17 protein-coding genes are annotated in these 13744 nt (G+C 46.3%); 16 read left to right on the plus strand and 1 reads right to left on the minus strand.

Annotated features, from left to right (window positions below; genetic code table 11):
- Positions 1 to 73: 73 nt before the first annotated feature.
- From KOG47_RS02895 to KOG47_RS02970, 16 genes are all read left to right on the plus strand, one after another.
- Complete coding sequence (locus tag KOG47_RS02895; protein WP_215243736.1) at positions 74 to 754, plus strand: response regulator transcription factor; 681 nt, start codon at positions 74 to 76, stop codon at positions 752 to 754.
- A 1-nt stretch (position 755) separates the two neighbouring features.
- Positions 756 to 1760 carry a sensor histidine kinase gene (locus KOG47_RS02900; protein ID WP_215243737.1) on the plus strand — a complete coding sequence of 335 codons (1005 nt, stop codon included), beginning with the start codon at positions 756 to 758 and terminating at the stop codon, positions 1758 to 1760.
- A gap of 92 nt (positions 1761 to 1852) precedes the next feature.
- Positions 1853 to 2536 carry an ABC transporter ATP-binding protein gene (locus KOG47_RS02905; RefSeq protein WP_074033830.1) on the plus strand — a complete coding sequence of 228 codons (684 nt, stop codon included), beginning with the start codon at positions 1853 to 1855 and terminating at the stop codon, positions 2534 to 2536.
- Positions 2533 to 5103 carry an ABC transporter permease gene (locus tag KOG47_RS02910; RefSeq protein WP_215243738.1) on the plus strand — a complete coding sequence of 857 codons (2571 nt, stop codon included), beginning with the start codon at positions 2533 to 2535 and terminating at the stop codon, positions 5101 to 5103. The genes KOG47_RS02905 and KOG47_RS02910 overlap by 4 nt, the downstream gene beginning before the upstream one ends.
- Positions 5104 to 5336: 233 nt before the next feature.
- Complete coding sequence (locus KOG47_RS02915; protein ID WP_031422720.1) at positions 5337 to 5660, plus strand: PadR family transcriptional regulator; 324 nt, start codon at positions 5337 to 5339, stop codon at positions 5658 to 5660.
- Positions 5657 to 6193, plus strand: coding sequence for a DUF2812 domain-containing protein (locus KOG47_RS02920; protein WP_215243739.1), 537 nt, complete (start codon positions 5657 to 5659; stop codon positions 6191 to 6193). The genes KOG47_RS02915 and KOG47_RS02920 overlap by 4 nt, the downstream gene beginning before the upstream one ends.
- A 23-nt stretch (positions 6194 to 6216) precedes the next feature.
- Positions 6217 to 6387, plus strand: a complete 171-nt coding sequence (locus KOG47_RS02925; RefSeq protein ID WP_159562700.1) for a hypothetical protein — start codon at positions 6217 to 6219, stop codon at positions 6385 to 6387.
- A 116-nt stretch (positions 6388 to 6503) separates the two neighbouring features.
- Positions 6504 to 7046: an RNA polymerase sigma factor gene (locus KOG47_RS02930; protein ID WP_078147384.1), complete on the plus strand. Its 543-nt coding sequence runs from the start codon at positions 6504 to 6506 to the stop codon at positions 7044 to 7046.
- On the plus strand, positions 7043 to 7786 hold the full coding sequence (locus KOG47_RS02935) for a hypothetical protein (protein WP_215243740.1): 744 nt from the start codon (positions 7043 to 7045) through the stop codon (positions 7784 to 7786). Before KOG47_RS02930 ends, KOG47_RS02935 begins: the two co-directional genes overlap by 4 nt.
- A gap of 33 nt (positions 7787 to 7819) precedes the next feature.
- Positions 7820 to 8470 carry an SIMPL domain-containing protein gene (locus KOG47_RS02940; protein WP_159562697.1) on the plus strand — a complete coding sequence of 217 codons (651 nt, stop codon included), beginning with the start codon at positions 7820 to 7822 and terminating at the stop codon, positions 8468 to 8470.
- The gene (locus KOG47_RS02945) at positions 8467 to 8907 is read left to right on the plus strand and encodes a hypothetical protein (protein WP_074036149.1); all 441 of its coding nucleotides are present in this window, start codon (positions 8467 to 8469) and stop codon (positions 8905 to 8907) included. Before KOG47_RS02940 ends, KOG47_RS02945 begins: the two co-directional genes overlap by 4 nt.
- Before the next feature lie 56 nt (positions 8908 to 8963).
- A complete protein-coding gene (locus tag KOG47_RS02950; protein WP_012727018.1) occupies positions 8964 to 9431 on the plus strand; it encodes a flavodoxin family protein in 468 nt (155 codons plus the stop codon).
- A 113-nt stretch (positions 9432 to 9544) separates the two neighbouring features.
- Positions 9545 to 9943 carry a hypothetical protein gene (locus KOG47_RS02955; protein ID WP_214690608.1) on the plus strand — a complete coding sequence of 133 codons (399 nt, stop codon included), beginning with the start codon at positions 9545 to 9547 and terminating at the stop codon, positions 9941 to 9943.
- An 86-nt stretch (positions 9944 to 10029) separates the two neighbouring features.
- Complete coding sequence (locus KOG47_RS02960; protein WP_215243741.1) at positions 10030 to 11142, plus strand: M14 family metallopeptidase; 1113 nt, start codon at positions 10030 to 10032, stop codon at positions 11140 to 11142.
- Between the two features lie 75 nt (positions 11143 to 11217).
- Entirely contained in the window at positions 11218 to 12021 is an 804-nt protein-coding gene (locus KOG47_RS02965) for an alpha/beta fold hydrolase (RefSeq protein WP_215243742.1), read from the plus strand.
- A 254-nt stretch (positions 12022 to 12275) separates the two neighbouring features.
- Positions 12276 to 12704, plus strand: a complete 429-nt coding sequence (locus tag KOG47_RS02970) for a CBS domain-containing protein (RefSeq protein WP_012727014.1) — start codon at positions 12276 to 12278, stop codon at positions 12702 to 12704.
- Between the two features lie 84 nt (positions 12705 to 12788).
- On the opposite strand, the gene KOG47_RS02975 is transcribed toward KOG47_RS02970, so the two are convergent.
- Positions 12789 to 13736 (minus strand): TIGR03571 family LLM class oxidoreductase, encoded by a 948-nt coding sequence (locus KOG47_RS02975; protein ID WP_215243743.1) that lies wholly within the window; start codon positions 13734 to 13736, stop codon positions 12789 to 12791.
- Positions 13737 to 13744: the final 8 nt, after the last annotated feature.

Below are 13744 nucleotides of genomic sequence, written 5' to 3' on the forward strand. Positions count from 1 at the left end.
GGGATTTTTGATTTCTCACCTCACTTGAATAAAGACTGCTATATTATGGGGAGAAGAGTCAGGAGGGAATACCATGCATATTCTAATCGTAGAAGACGACCGGACGATCGCCTCCGGTCTCCAATATTCACTCGAACAAGAACAATTTAGAACAACGTTATGCCAAAACGTGGCTGACGCGACGCTTATGATTAAACAACAGTTACATACAATTGATTTATGCCTCTTTGATTTGTCACTGCCAGATGGGAGTGGATATGACTTATGTCGGCTCGTGAAGCAACAACAAGACATCCCTGTCATCTTTCTGACGGCATTCGATGATGAAGTGAATGTGGTGATGGGACTCGATATGGGAGCGGACGACTACATCACGAAACCGTTCCGTGTCCGAGAACTCGTTTCACGAATTCACTCGGTACTTCGTCGATACAATAAAAACGTACGCTCGCCTCTGTTGACGATTGGTCCAGTTGAAATCAATACGCAAGATGCAAAAGTAAAAAAGAATGGGGACGAAATTTTGTTGACAGCGCTCGAGTATCGTTTGTTGCTCATCTTTGGGAGGCATACAGGGCAAGTGTTGTCACGGGCCCAACTACTCGATCAGATTTGGGATGTGGGTGGGGAATTCGTGAACGATAATACGTTGACCGTTTATATTAAGCGACTCCGCGAGAAACTAGAGGATGATCCACAACACCCGATGCTTATTACGACTGTGCGTGGAATCGGATACAAGGTGGGGCGTTAATATGTTGCGAAACCAAGAAATAAGAATATACTTGTTCACTTGTCTATTTTTTATTGGAATAGCTGTAGGTATTGCCGTCTTATTCATGTCCATAGAGGCGGCCGTTCTGGTCGTCCTATTAGCAATCATACTTTTCGGCGTTACGTATCGTTTCACGGCATGGCGTTATCGAGAAATCGAGCAGCTCTCGGGATATCTTCAAGAAATCAGTAATGGCAACTATACATTGGATGTCCGTGATAATCGCGAAGGGGAGCTCAGTTTGTTAAAGAGCCAACTCTACAAAGTGACGAAAATGCTATCTGAACAAGGAGCGCATCTTGAAGAAGATAAACAGAAGTTAACGGATGCGATCTCCGATATCTCCCATCAATTGAAGACACCGCTCACCTCGATGACCGTCATGGCGGATCTCCTCAGTGACCCTCGTCTATCCGAGGAAAAGCGTCAAGAGTTCACCCATAACGTACAAGTACAACTTGAACGAATGGAGTGGCTCTTGTCTTCTCTTCTCAAACTATCAAAAATTGATGCCGGGACAATACATTTCAAGCGCGAATTGGTATCTGTCCCTGCGCTCATTGAAGCCGTAGCGGAACCGATGCTCGTACCGATTGATATTAAAATGCAACGACTTCACGTTCAAGGCGAAAAAGATGTTACATTCGAGGGTGATTTGAAGTGGACGACAGAGGCACTCATCAACATCTTAAAAAATTGCGTGGAGCATACGCCGGAACAGGGCGATGTATTCATCGAGTTCAGTGAAAATACGCTGTATACAGAAATTGTGATTCGTGACACGGGGATTGGCGTCGCAAAACAAGACCTCCCGTACATTTTCCAACGGTTTTATAAAGGTATGAATGCGAGCGAAGAAAGTGTCGGGATTGGGCTTGCCATGGCACACAGTATCATTATGAGCCAGGAAGGTGAGTTGACTGTTCGAAGCGAACCTGGGGTCGGAACGGATTTTCATATTCGCTTCTATAAAGCAGTTGTCTGACCGCTAAGTGACGAAATCGTCACTTTCGAGTCACAGACGAGTCACACTCACTCGGTACACTCGAAGTAGATCAAGTACTGGAGGGTGCAAACATGAACATATTAGAAGTGCAAAACTTATCGAAAGTATACGGCAAGGACGAGATGGAGGTCAGAGCGCTCGATGACGTCTCGTTCACGGTGAAGAAAGGTGAATTTGTCTGTATCGTCGGGCCTTCGGGTTCGGGGAAATCGACATTGTTGCATTTACTTGGTGGTGTCGATGTGCCGACGAGTGGACAGGTGTTGATTGATCAAACAGACATTTATGCATTGGACGAGACGCAGCTTGCCATTTTCCGTCGTCGACAAATCGGTTTGATTTATCAGTTTTATAACTTGATTCCGATTTTAACGGTCGAAGAGAACATCACGTTACCGATGCTATTAGATGAACAAAAAGTGGATATCGCTCACTTGGAACGCATCATCGGCATCTTGGGCTTGTCAAACCGATTGACCCATTTACCAAATCAATTATCGGGAGGGCAACAGCAGCGCGTTTCCATCGGTCGGGCACTGATTAGTAATCCAGCTATTATCTTAGCCGACGAGCCGACAGGAAACTTGGATAGTCAAAATAGTGAAGAAATCATGAGCCTGTTAAAACTATTCAATAAGAAATTCAATCAAACGCTCATCATCATTACCCATGACGAACGGATTGCCTTACAGGCGGATCGTATCATTTCGATTGAAGATGGCAAGATTGCGAAGAATGAGGTCGTCCGCGCATGAACATCATCAATAAAATGACACTTCGGCATTTGCGCGAGAACAAACGACGCTCGCTTGTTACAATCATCGGAGTCATCATCTCTGTATCGATGATTACAGCTGTCACAACGCTCGGATCTTCTTTTTTGGATTTGATGATTCGTCAAGACATCGCAGATAACGGAGAATGGCATGTTCAGTATCTAGATACAAACGAAAAGCAAGTCGAAGCTATTCGGGATGATGCGAACACGAAGGCTGTCATCCTTTCAAATGATGGTTATGCTCAACTAGAAGAGTCACAAAATGCTTACAAACCATACTTATATGTTCGAAACTATAACACATCCGGATTGAAGAGTTTTCCAATTGACTTGACTGAGGGGCGTCTACCGGAAAAAGAAGGCGAAGTCGTCATTTCAGAAGGGATTCGCCAAAATGCCCTCGTCACCTATAACATCGGTGATGAATTGACACTTGAGATTGGAGAGCGGATTGATCCGTCATCAGGTCACGTGTTGACACAAAATGATGGTTTGATCCGAGAAGATGAGACGATTCTCGAACAATTAAACGTTGAGGATACGGTGACATTGACGGTTGTTGGAACGATGGCTCGACCTGACTGGGAACCGACTTGGTCGCCAGGGTATACAGTCGTCGGATTCATCGATGATCAAGAATTGAATGGAGCAAGAGTCGAAACGTTCGTCGCCTTGAACGATGTAGACAACTCGATTTATTCGGAAGCGAAACAGTTGATGACCGAACAGAACATAGAACGTGTCGCCTACAATTCCTCGTTGCTTCGTTATTATGGAGTGACAAATGACGATGGCTTGCGTAAAACGCTATATGGATTTGGTGGAATCATCATGGCGGTCATTGTGATCGGTTCGATTTCTCTAATCTATAACGCATTCGCCATCAGTGTGTCGGAGCGTTCTCGTTACCTCGGAATGTTGGCAAGTATCGGGGCTACGAAGCGACAAAAGCGGAACTCGGTCTATTTTGAAGGGATGGTCATTGGGGGGATTAGCATTCCACTCGGTATCCTGGCGGGGATTACGGGTATTGCGTTCACATTCCTATTCATCAATGCATTTGCCGAAAAAGCGTTAAACGTGACGGAGAAGTTTGAAGTTGTCGTCACACCGATTACTTTACTATTAACTCTCTTCATTTCGAGCGTAACCATTTTCATTTCCTGCTATCTTCCGGCGCGTCGAGCCTCAAAGATTTCTGCGATTGACGCCATTCGTCAAACGCAAGATGTACGATTGACGTCAAAACAAGTGAAGACGTCAAAACTAGTTCGTCGTCTTTTCGGTTTAGAAGCAGAGATTGGGTTGAAGAATACGAAGCGCAACCGTAAACGGTATCTGGTTACCGTCTTCTCGCTCGTCATCAGTATCGTCCTGTTTTTAGTGGTCAGTTACTTCACTGATCGTCTCGAACAGTCCCTTGACATGTCTCAAGCAGACTATGATTTCGATATTCTTGTGAATGGTTCAACGCTTGATCAAAATGATTTACGACGTTATGAATCGTTAGATCATGTGACGAACGGAACATATTTTGAAAATGCAACGGTCCAAACGATGGTCAGCAAATCTCAATTACCGAGTGCGATTACCAAGAACGAGAATTTTGCATCAACGATCGTTGACGGAAAATTTATGTACTACGTATCCCTCTATCAATTAGATGATGAAAGTTTCAATGCGTACTTGAAACAAATCGGAGCGCCTGTCAGTCGTTTTGAAGACGGGGACCTACCAGGAGCCGTCTTGATTGATGAGATTTCGTATCAAGACATGGATCAGAAAAAATTCATCACTTCAGAGACGGTCGAAGCAGAAATCGGTGATACGTTTGAATTGAGAGACGAGAATGCAACGGGCGACGCGGCACCGCTTAGAACGATTCAAGTTGGCGCAATGACAGATATCGCCCCGACCGGTGTGATGACAGGTTCTCTTGGATGGCTAGATGTGATAGTACGAGAAGGGACGTTTGAAGAAGACGCAATCGGGGATTTGATGAAACAATCGAGTCCGTCAATCGCGTTGAATACAGATGACCCCGAGGACACACAACAAGTGATTGAAGCGGAACAGAATTTGGATTTGTATGTCTTTAACGTATCGGAACAACGTGAACAACAAGAACAGATGTTGTTACTTTTATCAATATTTGTGTACGGGTTTATCGTGCTAATTTCGCTAATCTCGATTGCGAACATTTTTAATACGATTTCAACGAGCGTCTCACTTCGTCGTCGTGAGTTTGCGATGCTTCGTTCGGTTGGGATGACTCCGAAAGGATTCAATAAGATGGTGTACTATGAAAGCATTTTTTATGGGGTGAAAGCCCTTGCGTATGGGATTCCCATCAGTCTTCTCATCATGTACCTCATCTATCGAGCGCAAATCAATACGTTTGATGCTCCGTTTACCTTGCCGTGGAATAGCATTTTGTTTGTCGTCATCATGATTTTTATGATTGTGGGTGCCTCGATGCTATATTCCGTTTCAAAAATAAAGAAAGATAACATTATCGACCGATTGAAACAAGAAAATGATTAAGTAGATTATTGAAAAATTCATGACAAACCATGAAGTACAAAACAAGGGGCTCAGTACATATTGAGTCCCTTTTTTATGATGTCATGACAAACAAAACAAGATTGCCAAAACTATACGAAGAACGACCAAAATAAAAATATTTTGTCACAGCTCTTGTTAATTAACCAAAAATAGGATATTTTTGATATATCGGATGACGATATAACGAAGAACGATACAAAGGAGCGGGATACGTGACACAACAGTCAAATACAGGCGCATTAACCGAGGCGGTTTATTATATATTATTATCTCTGCAAGTCCCGAGGCATGGGTATGGGATGATGCAATTCGTTCAAGAATTGAGCAATGGGCGGGTTCAACTCGCGCCAGGTACATTATACGGCGCCCTCAGTAGTCTAGTAGAGAGAGGTTGGATTCAGGCGCTCGAAGGTACGGGGCGGAAGAAAGAGTATGAAATCACGGCAACTGGTCGAGAGGCACTTCGGTCGGAATTAAGGCGACTAGAAGAACTGGTGCAGCACGGACATGAATGGACGAAGGAGTTGGATACATGAAGACGAAAACGGTCTATCGCATATTTGTTGATTATGAGAAGGAAGAGAAGTGGCTCAATGAGATGGCTCAAACCGGTTGGGCGCTCGAATCCTTTCGTTTGATGCGATATGTGTTCAAACAAGTTGAACCTGGGACGTTCACCTACCGAATCGAATTGTTGTCCAACTTACCTTCTCACCCCGAGTCGAAGGCGTATATGGAATTCTTAGATGAAGTTGGAGTCGAAGTGGTCGATACGTCGTATCGGTGGATCTTTTTACGAAAACGAACGAGTGACGGACCGTTCCAATTGTATTCGGATTTTGATTCGATGATTCAGCGGGAGAAACGAATCATCCAACTGTATGGAGCAGTGGGACTCGCCAATTTTGTTGTGGTGGTAGCGAATCTTTCCAATCCATATGCGCAGTGGACCATCCTATTGAACATAGCTGTCGTCGCGATGTTGGCTTATGCGGTCCAACATCATACTCGGAAAGTTAGGACACTAAAAGGTCTCAAAGCGATTGGAGAGATGAATTCGTCAGATTGAGCGCATAGGTTAGGAGGAGCAAGATGGATTCACCAGAATGGAAAGATTGTATCATTTGTTTTGGGTTGATTGCGGGGACGACACTCGGTGTAATTCTCTCGTTCTTCTTCCATATTCAATTGACATATGGGATTGCGAGCGGGGCGATGATTGGCTACATTGGCGGGCTTGTCGTATCGATTTGGAAGCAATGATGAATCAGGATAACATTCCTCGTCTCGATGACGAGGTTTTTTTTGATAGATTGTGACCGATGATATGAGGTTGGGATCTATAGTTATAGAGGGATTATTACGAAGGGGGTAACTGGATGGATGACCAGGTCATCATCGATTGGTACTGGGAACGATCGGAGTATGCGATTGTCGCGACGAAGAAGAAATACGGAAGCTATTGTCATCGTGTTTCTTATAATATTCTACAGAATCGCGAAGACACAGAGGAGTGTTTGAACGATTTATATATGAAAGCGTGGGAGTCGATCCCGCCGACACGTCCGCTTCGACTCGGAGCGTATTTGACGAAGATCGTGCGAAATCTCGCACTACAGCGTTATAAGAAGAATCATGCAAAAAAACGCGGCGGTGGGGAAGTACCGCTCGTCTATGAAGAACTAGAACATGTCCTTACGGAATCGATGAAAGACGAAGACCTCGTCGACGTGTTGAATGAATTTCTAGCAGACCTACCTCGACTGACAAGGGTGATGTTCATGCAACGTTATTTCTATTTACACTCGATTCAAGAAATTGCAACGACACATCAGCTCGGTGAGAGCCATGTCAAAATGACTTTGAAGCGCACGCGGGATGCGTTACAGCGAGCGCTTGAAGCAGAAGGAGTTCGCGTATGAAAAGTGAGCAGATCCTTCGACTACTCGGGGAAGTCGATGACCGGTACATAGAGGAATCGATGATGATAGAGCGAAAACCTTATCAACGACTGCAATGGGGAGCAGGACTCCTCATCGCTGTCGCTGCGGGATTCATGCTCTTCACATCGAATGTCTGGAACGAACAAATCACGCTATCCACGGATTCTACTGCGACTTCCGTTCACATTGTCGATCAATCAAAAGTAAAACCAGATATTTCCGAGGAAAATATGATGGAGATGACAGAGGATGAACTATTCTCAAAATGGGATCCGGTCGTGGTCAGAGGAACGGTCACGGATATTTGGCATATCGAGATTGACTTCAACGGAGAGACAGAATATCAGTCTCTTACCAAGATACACGTATCCAATGTGTATCGTGGGGATGTGCAAGTCGGGCAAGATTTGATTGTTCGTGCTGATGCCATCAAGGAAACCGGACAGACAACAGATGCGTCCGTTATCTCGCACGTGAAACAAGGCATGGAAGGGATTTTCATGCCGATTCCATACGATGACGAGTTTGTCTGGGAACAAAATGAAGCGACACTTCGATTGAAAGACATTGCCGATTACGGTTTTCCGGATGGGGAACGCTATCTGTTTTTAGATACGCCGAACGGATTGTTGTTCGAGCGGGATGCTTACCCGTCCTTACAAGGTTTGGACTCACTCGATGAAGTAGAGCACTGGATGATGACGCGATTTTCAGAATAATGGAGAACTCAAATCGATAAGGGGGAAATGGATATGGAACGGAAGATTACCGTAAAAGGGACAGGGAATGTCTCATCTCGACCTGATTTGATTGTGATTCACATGGACCTTGTCTCGAAAGCGCCACGATACGAAGATACGATGACCGAGGCGACAAGTGCGGTGTCCCATCTTCAAAAAGCCATCACGAGCGCAGGGTTTGACAAGACGGACCTTAAAACGAGTGACTTTTCCATCGATACGGAATATGAGAGCTATCGTGATCGAGATGAGAATTATCGGTCTCGGTTTGTCGGATACGTCTGTAAACAGAAGACGAAGCTCGAATTTGCGCTCGATACGTCCAAACTATCGGACGTCATCGAACAAATCAGTCAATCTCGCGCAAATCCTACACTCTCCATTCGTTTCACGATGAAAGACCCGAATACGATTGAAGATCAGCTATTGGTGAGTGCTGCGGAGAATGCGAAGAAACGAGCAGAACTCCTTGCGAAGGGAGCAGGCGCTGAACTAGGGGACTTGCTTCAAATTGACTACACGTGGGGGGAGATTCACCTGTTTTCGCCTACAAACGTCCTCTATAGTCAGGACGTCGTCTATTCGGAATCACGGATGCCCGAACTCGAACCAGATGACATTGACGTCAGTGATTCGGCGACATTCGTCTGGAGTCTCAAATGAGGCGACTGATTTTCTTGATGCTCCTTTCACTCTCGATTGCGCTGCCCGCATCTGCCCTTTCCTGGGCCTATACGTTTGTCGTGTTCGACCGAAACGCATATGAAGTGCTCGACACAACAATCGAAGAGGATGCACTCGGTGACGTGATCGGTGAAGTGGAGACAGTGGTCAATGATGAGACGGGACGTTACTATGGGAATGCTTCGAACGGATATCCGATTGGGACGGTGTACCGTGAAGTCGACGGGGAGTCTGTGGAAGACGTCATTGCGGTCGAGGACGGTTCGGAGTGGAAGCGAGCGGAGTATCGATTCGAAGCACCGTATCATTCACGTGATTTTATCACCTTCTTCGGCTATTTGCTGCTCGGGATGGGCATCATCATGATAAGTTGGTCGTTCTTCAAGCGAAGTTCGCTGTACCAAAAAGAAGCATGAACGAACGTGGAAATGGGAACGGGAATAAAGAAAGGTTCGGTAAAGGGGGATTTATCATGAACATCTTGATTATTTTTGACTCACTATATGGTCATACTGAAAAGATTGCTCATGCGATGCAGCAAGAGCTGTCGAAAGACCATGAGGCACGTATGGAACACGTATTGAATATTGGATTAGGCGACTTGGCACATGTCGACCTGGTCATCATCGGCTCACCGACACATGGGGGATACGAAACGGAAGACATTAAAGTATTTTTGGACGGAATTTCGGACAATGCGTTACGAGGGAAACGGACGGCTGCCTTTGACACGAGTGTCGTCAAAGAGAAACAGAATCCGATACTTGGTAAAATCATTGATTGGTTCGGTCATGCCGTCAATCGGGTCGAAGGGGAAATGATTGAAAAAGGGGCGACGGGTGTCCAAAAAGAGTCGTTCCTCGTCGATGGGACGACGGAGATGTTGAAGGAAGGCGAACTCGAACGCGCGAAAGCGTGGGCGCGTGAGTTGGTCGGATAATACACGAAACGCATTCTGATAACAGAGTGCGTTTTTTAGTTGAAGAGGACGAGAAGAAGAGAAAAGCGGGTAAATATATAGTATTCAACTCTTCAGAGAGGAAGCTGGTTGTGATGAAAAAAATGGAGCGGGATGTATTGGTCGGTTGGATTGTCGTCGTGCTTGTCCTCTTGATGCATTTTCTGATCACCATGTCTCTTGGCAACTCGTACTTTGCTGAAAGTTCGTTGAATCGAATGTTGTGGCTTTCGAGTTTTCCGGCATTCTTAATCGCATTCGTCGCAGCCTTCTTCCAAAAAACGAACACTGTCTTCCTAGCGGTTCGTCGTGGGCTACTGTGGACCATCGAGTTGATGGTCGCCTTCACCATTCTCGCTTGGGTGTTCCGTTCTTTCGAAGGACTGTATGCGAATGCTGGTCTCTACTGGTTGTTCGGTGCCGTCTTAATTGGACCAATCTTTTATATGATGGCGTTCCGACGTCAACATTCGAAACGAATCCGCACCCCTTGATTGAAACGCTTCCTCTCAAAGGAGGCGTTTTTAGATTGCCTCAGGATGGGAAAGGATAGAGAGAAGAGAGATTGGAGGAGAGTGCGATGAGCCAGTATTTTTCATCATCTTACGAAGAGTCGCGAGAGAAGTTCTTGAACTTACTGTCTGAAGTGAAACGATTTTATCCGAAAGCGGAGCTGTTGACACACTCGATCGGGGATGAGAGTATCGACGTCATTTTAGGAGAACCGAAACGAGAACGAAAAGCGATGATTCTCATGACGATCGGGGAACATGGGATTGAAGGGTATGCGGGCGCCGCGGTGACCCATCAATTTGTACAAACGCAACTCGCGCATGTCCATCATGAGACGACGGGGATTTGTCTCATACATGCAGTGAATCCATGGGGGATGAAACACTTTCGACGTGTCAATGAACACAATGTCGATTTGAACAGAAATTACGTCATTGATCGTGAGTCGGTCCCATATAACGTGAACCGTGAATATGAGCTGATGCGCCATCTCTTCGTACCGGATGGAGTAATTGACGACTACCATGAGGCGCGTGAACAGATCTATTCATTTCTCGGCTCTGGAATTAAGCTTGATGGCTTCAAAGCGATGAGTGGAGCAAAAGGGATGGGGCAATATCAATTCCCGAAAGGTGTGTATTACGGGGGAGAAGAAGACGAACCGTCTGCCATCTTTTTAAAAGGGATTCAACATGATTTACTTGAGCGCTACGGAAAAGTCGTCCATCTCGATTGGCATACCGCACTCGGACCGACGAACGAGGTCACGATGGTCATCAGCAAACGGGACGGTCGCACGGAAGATGAGTTAAAACAAGCGTACGGTCTAGACAACGTCAACGTGTATGACCCGGACGAGGTACTCGGAGATTCGACGAATCATTTTTACTACGTGCGCGATACGGAATACCCGGACAAGGGTCTCGTTTCTGCCTTATTTGAATTCGGTACGTTTGGGACGTCGACAAAAGCATCCATCCGTGAATTTTTAACGATTATTTTAGAGAACCGGCTGTACTTTGAAGGGACAAAGGACCCTGAGGCACGAAACGGTATTCAAAACGAATTCATGGCGATGTTCTATCCGGAAAACGCGGATTGGCGAGAAGCTGTTTTACGAGAAGGAGCGAAAGCCGTTGAAGGTTATCTAAAAGGTGAAGCGCTCTGGCGCGACACATAAGAGGGTTTCTCGAAGTCGGAATAGGGAATAATGAGGTTGTGAGTGTTTTCGCTAAATAATGACTGTGGAGGTTGGATGATGGGATATATTACAGCACATGACGGTACAAATCTATACGTAGAGGATGTCGGGTCTGGGGAACCGATTGTCTTCTTGCACGGCTGGCCAGCAAACAACAATATGTTCGAGTATCAGAAGAATGCGCTCGTCGAAGCGGGATATCGCTACATCGGCATTGATTTCAGAGGATACGGGAAATCTGATGCCCCGGCGACAGGTTATGACTATGAGACAATGGCGTCTGATGTGCATATGGTCGTCTACGGACTTGGCTTAAAAAACTTCACGCTCGTCGGTTTTTCAATGGGTGGGGCGATTGCAGTTCGCTACGCAGCCGACTATAAAGAGGATGGACTCAACAAATTGGTCTTGGCCGGAGCTGCGGCACCAATCTTCACACAGCGTGCAGATTATCCATATGGAATGACAACGGACGAAGTCGACGCGTTGATTGACGATACACGGGCCGACCGACCGAAGATGCTCGAAGGGTTCGGAGAAATCTTCTTCGAGAAAGAACATTCGAAACCGATGCAAAACTGGTTCCACCATCTCGCGCTCGTCGCGTCGAGCCATGGGACGATTGCCTCGGCACAGGCGTTACGTGACGAAGATTTGCGAGATGCCTTGCCGAAAATTGATGTCGAGACGTTGATCATCCATGGGGTGCATGACAAGATCTGTCCTTTCGCATTCGCCGAGCAGATGGAACAAGGCATCTCGAACGCGCGAATCGAGCGCTTTGAAGAGAGTGGACACGGTACGGTGCTGGATGAACGAGAGAAATTTAACGATACGTTGTTGCAGTTTGTTCAATAATCGATGGCCTCCGAATCGGGGGCTTTTTGTATGTCGATAAGGGTAAGAACCAACAAAAACGGGTATAATTCAATTGGAGTTCCCTTCCATTTTTTGAATCACTGAAACATCGCTGTGACTAGAGTCACGATGTTTTTTTGTGTTGTTTTGGAGAAAGGGGGATGAAACTAGATTAGAACATGGATTTAGTTCAACCTGTCCTACCATTCATGGTACAATAGCGGGGTGGATTAACAGATTGAGGAGAGATTTAAATGAATATCGCTTTCTTTTTATATCCGAAAGAAGACGTCAAATATTTGGACCCCGAATCAACGGTACGACAAGCACTTGAAAAGATGAAGCATCATCGATTCACGTCTGTCCCACTCGTTTCGGAGAACGGATTTTACGCCGGGACGATGACAGAGGGGGATTTACTCTGGGCACTCGCAGAACAGCTTCGCGGGGAAGAAGACTATGAAAAAGTGCTCCGGACACGTCTAAAAGACATCAAGCAACGCGTTCGCTATAAGCCGGTCTCGATTACGGCACAAATTGAAGAGCTCGTCGATGCGATCACGGACCAAAACTTCGTGCCGGTCGTCGATGATGGGAAGTATTTCATCGGCATCATCCGACGCCGTGACATCATCGAGTATTACTCGACAAAGTTGAAACAATTGGAGAATGAAGTCCGATAATGAACAAGCCAGAACCGACTTACGGTTCTGGCTTGTTTTACGTTTCTTTCAGCTTCGTTTTTAAAAATAGGAGTAGGGCAAACCTCAATCAAGTGGTGGAAAATGTGGAAGTACATATTCACCTAATTCATCGATGACTTCTTCGGCTGGACGTTCTCCGTCGAAGAGAGCGAAGAAGAGGTGGTTCACGCCGATGGCACGATACGCTTCAAGCAACTTGATCAAGTGGTTGCGACCGAGTCGGAATCCGAGACGAATCGGTGTCGGTGGCTCGTCTTTGTCGTGCGTCAAATCAAGATGCATCGGCATCGAGAAGGGACGGAAGGCACGACCATGCGCTTCACCGCTCGCACGCCACGCGTCGAGCACTTGCTGTTGTGCGAAAGGTGCCTGCGGGTAGTACGTCCACCCGTCTCCGTTCGCCCCAAGCCAGTCCATGTCTTGTTGTGCGAACCCGGTGATCATCGTCGGGATCCGCTTCTTCGGACGTGGCACGAGCGTTGCCTGTTCGACCTCCCCATAAGGTGATTCAATAGTTGGGTAGTTGTTATAGAGCGCCTGCTCCATGACACGAAGCGACTCTTTGAACTGGTCGCCACGTGTCGGGTGATCGACTCCGAGCCCTTTGAAATCGGCACGACGGTCACCTGAAGAGATCCCGAGAATCAATCGTTCTGGGAACAATGCTTCAATCGTTGCGACTTCCTTCGCCGAACGAAGGGGGTGACGGAGTGGCAAGACGAGCGCGGACGTACCGAGCGCAATGTTTTTCGTTTGACCAAGTAAATGTGTTCCGTAGATTAGCATATCGTAAATTTGACCGACAGCCGGGTCTAAAAAGTTCGGGTCTTTTAGTAGGACATCCCGTAACCAAAGAACCGTGAAGCCGTAATCGTCTGCCTTTTGGGCAAGCTCGACTTGACGCTCGAGGGTCGGGGTACGCATTTTAAAATTCTCTAAAGGAATGTGGAGGCCGAGCGTGAGCTCGCCCTCCCGGTACATCCGGTTGTAGCTTCTATGATTGTTGAACATAAGCGCCT

It is taken from the genome of Exiguobacterium sp. s121 (assembly GCF_018617245.1).
GTDB classification, from domain to species: domain Bacteria; phylum Bacillota; class Bacilli; order Exiguobacteriales; family Exiguobacteriaceae; genus Exiguobacterium; species Exiguobacterium profundum.

Excerpts from the sequence above, each read along its gene's own strand:
- KOG47_RS02965 (WP_215243742.1), top strand. The coding sequence starts at position 11,218 with ATGATGGGATATATTACAGCACATGACGGTACAAATCTATACGTAGAG.
- KOG47_RS02900 (WP_215243737.1), top strand. The coding sequence starts at position 756 with ATGTTGCGAAACCAAGAAATAAGAATATACTTGTTCACTTGTCTATTT.
- KOG47_RS02950 (WP_012727018.1), top strand. The coding sequence starts at position 8,964 with ATGAACATCTTGATTATTTTTGACTCACTATATGGTCATACTGAAAAG.
- KOG47_RS02975 (WP_215243743.1), bottom strand. The coding sequence starts at position 13,736 with ATGTTCAACAATCATAGAAGCTACAACCGGATGTACCGGGAGGGCGAG.
- KOG47_RS02925 (WP_159562700.1), top strand. The coding sequence starts at position 6,217 with ATGGATTCACCAGAATGGAAAGATTGTATCATTTGTTTTGGGTTGATT.
- KOG47_RS02940 (WP_159562697.1), top strand. The coding sequence starts at position 7,820 with ATGGAACGGAAGATTACCGTAAAAGGGACAGGGAATGTCTCATCTCGA.
- KOG47_RS02935 (WP_215243740.1), top strand. The coding sequence starts at position 7,043 with ATGAAAAGTGAGCAGATCCTTCGACTACTCGGGGAAGTCGATGACCGG.
- KOG47_RS02895 (WP_215243736.1), top strand. The coding sequence starts at position 74 with ATGCATATTCTAATCGTAGAAGACGACCGGACGATCGCCTCCGGTCTC.
- KOG47_RS02905 (WP_074033830.1), top strand. The coding sequence starts at position 1,853 with ATGAACATATTAGAAGTGCAAAACTTATCGAAAGTATACGGCAAGGAC.
- KOG47_RS02960 (WP_215243741.1), top strand. The coding sequence starts at position 10,030 with ATGAGCCAGTATTTTTCATCATCTTACGAAGAGTCGCGAGAGAAGTTC.
- KOG47_RS02955 (WP_214690608.1), top strand. The coding sequence starts at position 9,545 with ATGAAAAAAATGGAGCGGGATGTATTGGTCGGTTGGATTGTCGTCGTG.
- KOG47_RS02945 (WP_074036149.1), top strand. The coding sequence starts at position 8,467 with ATGAGGCGACTGATTTTCTTGATGCTCCTTTCACTCTCGATTGCGCTG.
- KOG47_RS02920 (WP_215243739.1), top strand. The coding sequence starts at position 5,657 with ATGAAGACGAAAACGGTCTATCGCATATTTGTTGATTATGAGAAGGAA.
- KOG47_RS02970 (WP_012727014.1), top strand. The coding sequence starts at position 12,276 with ATGAATATCGCTTTCTTTTTATATCCGAAAGAAGACGTCAAATATTTG.
- KOG47_RS02930 (WP_078147384.1), top strand. The coding sequence starts at position 6,504 with ATGGATGACCAGGTCATCATCGATTGGTACTGGGAACGATCGGAGTAT.
- KOG47_RS02910 (WP_215243738.1), top strand. The coding sequence starts at position 2,533 with ATGAACATCATCAATAAAATGACACTTCGGCATTTGCGCGAGAACAAA.